The following is a 10,266-nucleotide window of genomic DNA, read 5'->3' on the forward strand; positions in this document are numbered from 1 at the left end:
GCCAGGGCGTCAATCTGGCTGCCAAGCGAGTGCACTACGCGCCCGGATGGCGGCGACGCAGCAGCTCGAACCCCAGCGCGATAAGTGCAACAGCGCCTGCAGCGACGGCGACAGCGAGCGGCGCCTTGTCGCCCGTATCGGCGAGCTGCTGAGCGCTCGTCCTGGACGAAGCCTTCTTGCCGGAGTTTTCCGCGCCATTCGCCTTTGTCTTATCGGCCGCGGAATCATCCGAGCTACCGGGTTTTGCCGGGTCCTTGGAATCCGACTGGTCGGAATCGGGCGACCCGGGTTTGTCCGGCTCCGGCTGGTCCGGCTGGTCGGGCTCCGGCTTATCGGGCTCGGGCTTATCCGGCTCGGGCTTGTCCGGATTACCCGGATCGGGTCCATCGGGCTTGTCCGGACTCGGTTCGACCGGGTCGGGGTCGACGGGCTCCTGTTTCTTCTTCACCGTCAGCGTACCGGGCTCAACCTCGACATCGAAGTTCGGATCGGTGACCGTCGCGCCGATCTTGTACTCGCCCGCCGGAGAGCTCTCGTCGGCATCGCAGGAGTACTCGACCTTCACGCCCGAGGTATTGACCGCACTCTCCAGGCTCGAGGTGAACGCGGGGTTCGCCTCTCCCTCGTAGCGCTCGGCGTCATCGACCTTTACCTTGAGCTTCGCCGGCGTAATCTTAAACTTGCGCGAGGCGGCACCGACATAGCCATGACTCTGCAACGTTGCCACGGCGCGGTACGTGCCGGCATTGGTCGGGGCTTCACTCGACGAATAGCGCGTACCGCCCGTCCCGTAGTACCTGACCCTCAAGTCGCCCTCGCAAGCCTTGGGAACCCCCGTGACCTTGGGCGCTTGAGCATCACCGCTATAGACGAAGTTGCTGCCCTCAAATGCAAGCTCGACCCGCTTAGCTTGGACGACCAGTACAAATTGTGCGGTCACAGTCTCGCCCAGAACGTCCTTACACGTGACGTCGAAAGTGGAAACGCCCGCCTTAGAGGGAGTGCCCGAGAGCATCAGACCACCCGACGTGCGGAAGAACTTAAACCCATCGGGAAGTTTTGCCTCGTCCCATGTGTACTCATACGGCGCTTTGCCACCCGCGGCTCCAGCGATTGTCGCTCGATACGCACTATGTGCATGCGCTATCGGAAGCAGGCCGCCGTTGAACGCGAGGGCATCCCGGGGCACAACGGAAATGACGGCACGATCGCTGTCTACCTGCGTCTCAGTGCCAAGGTAGCGCTGAGTGATGCGGCAGAAATACTCGCCGGCGTAATCGTCATCGAGGTTCTCAATGAGGAGCGTCTCCCCCGTCTCGCCCTCGAGCGCCACGGCCTCGCCGTCCGCCATGTGGAACCACTGGTAAGACAGCTCCACGTCCGCTGCGGAACCCGTGGACGACTCCGCGTGGTCGGCAACGCCCTTGCCCGCCTCGGCAGCGACCGAGAGCACGACAGCATCGCCCTCGTGGGCGCTCGCATCCTGCGGCTGGGCGATCACCTTCGGAGCGTCCGCCTTCGCGAACTCGAACGTGACCTCCTGTGAAGCGGTGACGCCACTCAGCGTGACCTCGTACGATCCGCCCTTATAGTCGGAGATGTCGAGATCGACGGGCGTATCCGAGCCGTCCTCAGCGACCGTCACACACTCGAGGTAGCAGCCCTCGTCGGGCGTCGCCACGATGGTTACACTTTCGCCCGCAGCAACGGTGATCGAGCCGTTGTCGACCGAACCGTTGACCGCCTTGACCGTCACCCCGTAATTGACAGGCACGTCCGGGTTATCGGGCTCGGGCTTGTCCGGATCAGGATTATCGGGATCGGGTTTGTCGGGGTTGGGATCCGGATCAGGCTGATCGGGATCGGGCTTGTCCGGCTGGTCCGGGTCCGGATTATCCGGATCGGGATCGACGGGCTCCTGCTTCTTCTTCACCGTCAGCGTGCCGGGCTCAACCTCGACATCGAAGTTCGGATCGGTGACCGTCGCATCAATCTGGTACTCACCCGCCGGGGAGCTCTCATCGGCGTCGCAGATGTACTCAACCTTCACGCCCGAAGTGTCAACCGCGCTCTCCAAGCTCGAGGTAAACGCGGGATTCGCCTCTCCCTCGAAGCGCTCGGCATCATCAACTTTCACCGTTAGCTTTGCCGGAGCGATCTCGAACTCGCAGGCAGTGGCACCGGTGTAGCCATGGGCTCGCAGCGTTGCAACAGCGCGGTACGTGCCGGCATCAGTCGGAGCCTCGGTCGAGGAATATTGCGTGCTTCCGGTCCCGTAGTACTTAATCTTGAGATCGCCCTTGCAGACCTTGGGAGCACCGGAAACTTCGGGCGCCTGTGACGCGCCATTAAAGGTAAAGTCGCTATCCGCAAACGTAAGCTTTACGCGCTTCGCCTGGACAACGAGAGCAAATTGTGCAGTCACGGTCACGCCGCGGGCATCCGTGCACGTGATATCGAAGGCGGAAACGCCCGTCTTGGACGGAACACCAGAAAGCGTCAGACTGCCCGAAGTACAGGAGAGCTTGAGCCCGTCGGGGAGCTTCGTCTCATCCCATGTGTACTCGTACGGAGCCTTGCCACCCGCGGCCCCGGCGATCGTTGCGAGGTACGTGCTGTGGGCGCTCGCCGCCGGCAGCACGTCGCCATTGAACACAAGGGTATCCCAGGCAACGACGGAGACGGAAGCACAATCACTGTCCGTCTGCTTCTCAGTGCCAAGGTAGCGCTGCGTGATGCGACAGAAGTACTCGCCGGCCTGCTCGTCATCGAGGCCCGCGAGCGAGAGCGTCTCACCCGTCTCGCCCTCGAGCGCCACGGCCTTGCCATTCACCATACGGAACCACTGGTACGAAAGCTCAATCTCGGCGGCAGAGCCCGTGGACGAGGCCGCGTGGTCGGCGACGTTCTTGCCCGCCTCGGCAGCGACCGAGAGCACGGCAGAATCGCCCTCATGAGCGCTCACGTCCTGCGGCTGCGCGACCACACGCGGCACGTCCGCCTTCGCAAACTCGAACGTAACCTCCTGTGACGCGGTAACATCGCTCAGCGTGACCTCGTACGCCCCGCCCTTGTAATCGGAAATATCGAGATCGACGGCCTCGTCCGAACCGGCCTCCGAAACCGTCACCCGCTCGAGATAGCAACCCTCGTCAGGCGTCGCCGAGAGGGTCACGTCCCCGCCCTCAACAACCGTAACCGAAGCATTGTCGACCGAACCGTTGACCGCCTTCGCCGTCACCTTGTAGCGCTCGGGTTTCTTCTTGACCGTCAGCGTGCCGGGGTCGACCGCGACATCGAAGTTCGGATCGGCGACCGCCGCATCGATCTGGTACTCACCCGCCGGCGATTTCTTATTCGCCGAGCAGAAATACGTAACCTTAACGTCTGAAGTGTCGCAGCGGCTCACCAAGCTCGAGGTAAACTCGGGATTCTCCTGGCCCTCAAAGCGCTCGGCATCGTCGACCTTCACCAGCAACTGGGCAGGCGCAACAGTAACCGTCAGCTCAACGTCTTCGGCGGCAAGATAGTTTCGAGACGCCTTGGCATGGGCGATAACACGTGCCGTACCAGCAGCCTTCACGGTCGCGCAACGCCCCTTGATCGAAATCGGGTTTGCGTCGTCGTCCGCGGAATCAACGAGTTCAAAGCTCACGGGAGTCTGAGCGACGTTGTCGAACACAATGGGATCGCCGCCATAAACACCCGAATAGCTCGTTGTGCCCGTAATGACCTGACTGGCCTTTGCAATCGAGAACTCGGCGTTCTTTTTGCCCTGATAGTTGGGGTCAGTCACCTTAACCGTAACGCGGTAGCTGCCACTGTCGCACGGCTCCAGTGCCGCGGGGCCATAGGAGGTTCCATCGACGCCGCGATACGTGACGGAATAGGCGGACGCATCAAGGCCGGCAACCGCAACCGCTGCACCGTGCCGTGCGCCGTCATATGTCGCATCAGACGTCTCGATCGAAATATCGACCGGAGCCTTCTCGATGACAAAATCACAGCTCGCGTTGCCCACATATCCGTTGGCGTCGAGCGTCGCCGCCGCACGATACGTACCGGCATCCACCGGTGCCTTATCAGACGAGTAATGCGTATCGCCCGTGCCCAGATACGTTACTGCGACATCGTCCTCGCAACCCTCGGGCACGCCCGAAAGCTCCGGAGCTTGCGCCGTCGCGTTGTAGGTAAAGGTCTGGCCCTCAAATGCAAGCAGGGCTTCCTTCGCCTTCACGACCAGCGCGAAGTGTGCAACACGCTTGTTGCCCAGGTCATCGGTGCACCTAATCTTGAAGCGGCACACGCCCGTAGCCGAAGGCACGCCCGAGAGCACCAAGGCACCCGAACCGTCATCGGCCAGCGTCAGCTGCATGCCCTCGGGAACCTCAACCTCATCCAAGTTGTACGCATACGGCGCCTTGCCGCCCGTAGCACCGGCAATGTCGACATGGTACTCATCGTGCGCGGTCGCCGCCGGCAGCACGCGCCCGTTGAACACAAGCGCCTCTCGTGGCACGATGGCCACCGCCGCATGCTCGGTATCCGTCTTTGTCACCGTGCCCAGGTAGCTCTGCGTAATGCGGCAGAAGTACTCGCCTTCGCTGTCGCTGTCGAGCTGGGCAATCGAGAGGGTCTCCCCCGTCTCGCCCTCCAGCTTCACATTGCCATCGGCAGACACGCGATACCACTGGTAGCTCAGCTTAACGTCGGCGGCAGAACCCGAAGATACGGCCGTATGGACGCGAACATTACGCCCCGCCTCGGCGGCGACCGAAAGCTCAACCGGATCGCCCTCGTAAGCACTCGCATCCTGAGGCTGGGCAAGCACCTTCGGAGCCGCAGCCTTCGCAAACTCAAACGTGACCTGCTGCGGAGCACTCACGCCACTCAGTGTGACCTCGTACGCCCCACCCTTATAGTCGGAAATATCAAGGTCATAGGCATTGCCGGCCGAACCGTCCTCGCCAGCCTTTTCCGCAACGGTCACGCGCGTCAAGTAACAGCCCTCATCGGGCGTCGCCGAAAGCGTCACCTTGCCATCCGTAGCGACCGAGGATGATTCTGGATCGACCGATCCATTGACAGCCTGCGCCGTCACCTTGTACTTGGGCGCCTCCACAAAGCGCGCCTCGACAGTCATGTTGTCCTCGGGGACAAACGTCCAAACTGCATCCGTGCTCAGCGGTTCATCGCCCAACGACCCGTCATCGTTACGCGCATACCACCCATCGAACACATAGCCCGCATCGGGAACGGCAGTCAGGGTCGTGGACTCACCGTTCTCGACTTCGTTGGTCACGGCATAGCCCAGAGATTCGTCCTCGGAGGAACCCTCGACGTGCCCGCCCTGACGCGAATCCACCGCCGTGACCGTCATCGACGCCCGCTCATAAACGGCCGTAAAGGTACGGTTGCCGAACACCACGCGGTTAATCACCGGCGTAAAGCCCACGGGCAGGCCGTTCTCGTCAACCCAGTATTTAAACTTCCAGCCCTTATGCGGCACGGTAAACATAATCGCCGCGGAGTGGTAGGAGCCGCCCGTGCCGAGTGCAACCATGCTAAAGCCCGCATCCTTAGGATACGTAGCGACCTGAACATCGCAGCCCGTCTCATAGAACACAGCCGTGAGCTGCCTATTCTCCTTGGCGGTGCCGATATAAAACGCGCTGTAGCTCACCGTGACGCCCGCATCGTCGACCCAGTGCGAGAAGTGATACTTCTTCCACGGAATCGCGATCGCCATAAACATGTCGCCCCTGTCGTACGACCTGCTACCGGTAGGAATGCCGTCGACCAGAAGGGCCGTACCGCGGAAGATGGACGACCCCGTGACGGCAATGGTCACCTGTCCATCGGATTCGAACTGCGCGTAGTACGTTATGTCTTGCGTGGCGGTCACATCGAGGGTCGTCGCGGTCTCGACGATCGAGGCACCCTCCTTGTCGGTGCTCCAGCCCACAAAGCGATAGCCCATGCCGGCAACAGCGGTCAGTTCCACCTGATCGCCTACGGCAAAGCTACCGCTGCCCGTAACACGGCAGCCCCTGCTCGAGGCCTTGTCCTTCACCACGACCTCGCCCGAAACGGTCACCTCGTACGGATCGGCAAACACGGCCTGAATATCCAGTGTGTCGTCCTCGAGTCCCTCGACCATATCCTTGTCGAGCTTAATCCAACAATGGGCATCGCAGCTCAGCAGCGACTTGTTGCCCTCGGTGTCCAGAACATACCAACCAACAAAACGCTTGGTCCCCATGGGCGTAGCGTTGAGTTCGACCGTATCGCCGAATTGATAGGAGCCCTCGCCGCTCAGGATGCCCACGCCACCGTCGCTCGCACTCAAAACGACCTGGTAGGACTGGGGCGTAAAGGTCGCCGTATAGGTGGCATCACCCGTGACCTTAACGGTATAGTCGGCGTTCTCGCTGACTGTCTCGCCCTTGTCGTCCGTCCAACCCGCAAACGAATACCCGGTGCTGGCGATCGCACGAAGCGTTGCGCGATCACCGGACTCATAGCCGCCAAAGCCGCTCACGGCTCCACCCTCGGCAGGCGAAGCAACCGTGCTCACGACATACGAACCCGATGCAAAGACGGCATAGAGCAACGTGTCCTCGCGCACGGTAAATCGATAGGTTTTCTTGGAGCTCACGCACGTGCCATTACGGAACCAGCCCACAAAAGCCGTATCCTCGGCGGCGATGGCACGCACGGTGACAACTTGCCCGGCGGCATACGTCCCCGCGCCCTTGACCGTGCCCATGCTCTCTTCGCACGAGACGTCCACCGTAAATTGTTTTGCCGAGAACACGGCCTGAAGCGTCATGTCAGACGTCGGCACCACGTGATAGGTGCTGTCACGGCTTACCACAGCGCCCGAAGCATCAGCCCAATACTCAAACGCATAGCCCGAAAGCGCGTGCGCAGTCAGCGTGGCGGCATGCCCTGCCTCGACGGTACCCGTGCCCTCGACCCAACCGGCGGCACTCGATTCGACCAGCGAACCGGTGTCGGAATCGACTACCGTCGTGGCGTCGACTTCATAGCTTTTTGCCATAAAGCGAGCGACGTGCACATGGCTGCGCTCCTGGTGGCAGGTGAACTCCGCATCGGCAGACTCAAACGTGCCGTCGGCCGTATACCAGCCAGTAAAGACATAGCCGGGATTGGGCGTAGCCTTAAGGGCAACCTCCGCGCCGCGGTCGGCAAGGATTCGGCTCGCTTTGACGGTGCCGCCCTCCACAGGATCGGCGAGGGGCACGCAGACGGTATCAATGGGCACAAAGGCCGCGGTAATAACGCAGTGCCCGGTTTTACCGCGAGCCTTCGCAGCCAACGAGGTCTCGTGCTTGAGACTCTTCAGGCGACCATTGACGTACCAACCCCGGAACAAAAAGCCTGGATGGGCCCTGGCCGTCAGGGTAAGGGTCTCCCCCAGCTTGAATTTGTCGGTCGTGGGCTTCACCACAGTCCCGTTGCACGTCACGGTACCGCCGAGCCACGAATCGGCCGTCACCATAACCTCGGGTTTTGAGTCGGTAAAGATCGCGGTATAGGCATCGCTCTTGGTAACCTTAACGACCAGCTCGGCGGTGTCGTACTCCTTACCGGAGCCATCCTTCCAATGGTCAAAGCGGTAGCCGTCGTTGGCCTTCGCCTTGAGCATCACCGTATCGCCGTATCCGCAGGTAACCGAAGATGCACCCGAATGCCCCTCGATCTCAACCGTACCGCGCTCCACAAAGGTCTTCTTGGCTTTCGCCGTCACGGTATAGGTATTTTCCTCAAACACCGCACGCACCGTGCATTCCGCGTCCTCGGGATAGAACTCGAGGTAGCTGGGGTCGGTGCCCAAAAGCAGGTCCGTCTTGGCGTCGTACCAGCCCTTAAAGGTAAATTGTTTGCTCGCCTCGGCCGTGAGCTCAATGCTCAGCGTGGCAGGCTCGCCCTTCATGCAGTAGCCCTCGCCGTGCACCAAATACTTGCCCGCCATGGCCGCGGCAGGCTCAACGACAACGTCCACCTTGCAGGCACGCGTAAACTTTGCTTGGATCACGCAGTCGGTAATGGGCTCGAAGGTATAGGAGCGCTCGCTCGACACCAGCGTCGAGGTAGCATCCGAACCGCCGTTGCTCAGATACCAGCCGTCAAAGATGTAGCCCTCGGATGGCGTGGCCTCCGCGGTCACGCGCTCGCCTTCGGGAACCTCGAGCACCATGCCGGCAGTCTCGCCGCGCTTCAGCGTAACGGTGCCGCCCTCGAGCGGGTCGGCCTCGGCACGCACAGTATGCGCATCCCTGCCGTCCATTACAGCCTCGATCCGGGCATTGCCGTTGACGCGGTATTCGCAAACTTCCTGCTTGTTGGCAATCGTGATGCCCTGCGCATCGGTTTCACGCCACTCCACAAACCGGTACGTCTTCTCAGGATTGTCAGGGCGTACCTTGGGCCGCATCGTAAACGTGAGAATGTCTCCATCCTTCGCGCGAACCTTGCCATCCACGACTGGCATGCCATCGCACAGCACCTCAGCGCTATCGAAGGGATCGGTATTCACCAGAATGGTCTTGTCCGCCTTGCGGAAGCGCGCAACCAGATGGCGGTCGACCTCGGCCTTGAAGATATACGTGCGCTCGGGCGAAACCTCGAGGCCGTCCTCAAACCATCCCACAAAGGCATAGTCGGGACCCTCGCTCGCAGTGACCATAGCCTGATCGCCACGGGTGATGCTCTGCTTTACAGGGCTTGCGGTGCAGCCCGTCGAAAAATCGGCCTGAATGCCATCGGCTTCGGCAACTGCCGTGACCTCGACTTTTTTCTCAAAGACGGCCGTCATCTTTACAACCTCGGGTGTCAGGTCCGTGATCGTCATCGTCTTGAGAGGAGATGTCGAGACCTCGACGCCGTTCTCTTTCCAACATACGAAGCGATAGCCGGGATTTGCGACAGCCTCGAGCGTGGCGACCGTCCCCTCATAGTGGATACCGCCGCCAGTGACGACGCCGCCCACCTCGGGCTGTGCGGTGGCAATAATCTCGATCTTATGGTCGCCATGAGGCTTAGGCTTCTTGTGGTCATCGATGATGTCCTTGATCTCCTTGAGCACCTTGGTGCCCACGGCGGCCACATCCTCAATGTTGTCAGCCATACCGATCTCGATCACCGCGTCGGCCGCGATGGGATCGACGATCTCGCCCAGGCCGTACATGGTGGCGAGAACGGCCGCGGCCGTGATCGCAGCGATGAGCGCGGCCTTCAGTGCCGCGAGTGACTCGTCCGGATCGGTCGCCTCGCGGAAATGCGCGGTGTACTGCACATCCCCCTCGAGCACAAACGTGTAGGAAGGACCATCGTCGCCGGTAAAGACGACGTTGCCGAGGGCATCGGTCGCATAGTCAAACACATAGCCGGGCGACGGGACCGCCACGACCGTAACACGCGACCCGATACCATACAGGCCGGTGGAAAGGAACTGTCCGAGCGGCTGTCCGTTCTCATCGACCCCGTCCACACTCAGCACCACACTCGCCTGCGGGGCGCAGTAGCGCGGCGTGATCTCGATTTTGGGACCGTATGCGTCATAATGCTCGGGCACGTCTTCCTCATCCACCGTATAGGTAAAGTCGAGCTGATCGCTCACGGCATACGCATCATCGCCCTCACCCAGATACCAGCCCAAGAACAGGGCGTTGTCCGTGGCGGCGGAAAGCTCAACCGTTTCACCGGCATTGCGGTAGCAGTTTTGAGCAGTGACACTCAAGTGTGCAAAATCCTGCGACGAATCGGTCGCCTGTGCATCGTTGACGTGCACCGCATAGTCCTTGAGCTTAAAGCGCGCCTCGAGGGACAGATCCTTATTCGGCGTAAACGTGTAGACCGTCTCTTTGGAAATGTACTCGCCGGACTCGGTATCATACCAGCCCTTAAAGGTAAGGTTGTCGTTGAGCATCCCCAAAGAACCGGCATCGAGCGTGACCTCGGTGCCCGCATCGAGCGTCATCGAGCCAGAAACATCGGGCAGCTCAACGCCGTCCATCAGCTTGCGTTCGCCTTTGTCGATCGTTTGGGCATAGGAGATCTGGAACGATGTCGGCGCGGGCTTCTTAAGCTGTAGCGTGCCCTTGGTCTGGGTTTCAAAATGCGAATAGCCATCGTCATACACGAGTTTGATGGGCTGTCCGTCCATCGACTCGTCAAAGACATCACCGTCGCAGGGAGTCGCCGTAAGGTACTCGCCGAGCTCTTCCTTTATGAGGGCCT

At 60.8% G+C, this 10,266-nt stretch carries 1 protein-coding gene; it reads right to left on the reverse strand.

The window, feature by feature from the left end; translation table 11 throughout:
• Nucleotides 1-34 precede the first annotated feature (34 nt).
• Nucleotides 35-10,192, reverse strand: coding sequence for an InlB B-repeat-containing protein (locus tag I2D41_RS05885; RefSeq protein ID WP_229042195.1), 10,158 nt, complete (start codon nucleotides 10,190-10,192; stop codon nucleotides 35-37).
• Nucleotides 10,193-10,266 lie beyond the last annotated feature (74 nt).

Origin of the sequence: Collinsella aerofaciens (assembly GCF_015552075.1) — a bacterium.
GTDB lineage: Bacteria > Actinomycetota > Coriobacteriia > Coriobacteriales > Coriobacteriaceae > Collinsella > Collinsella aerofaciens_Y.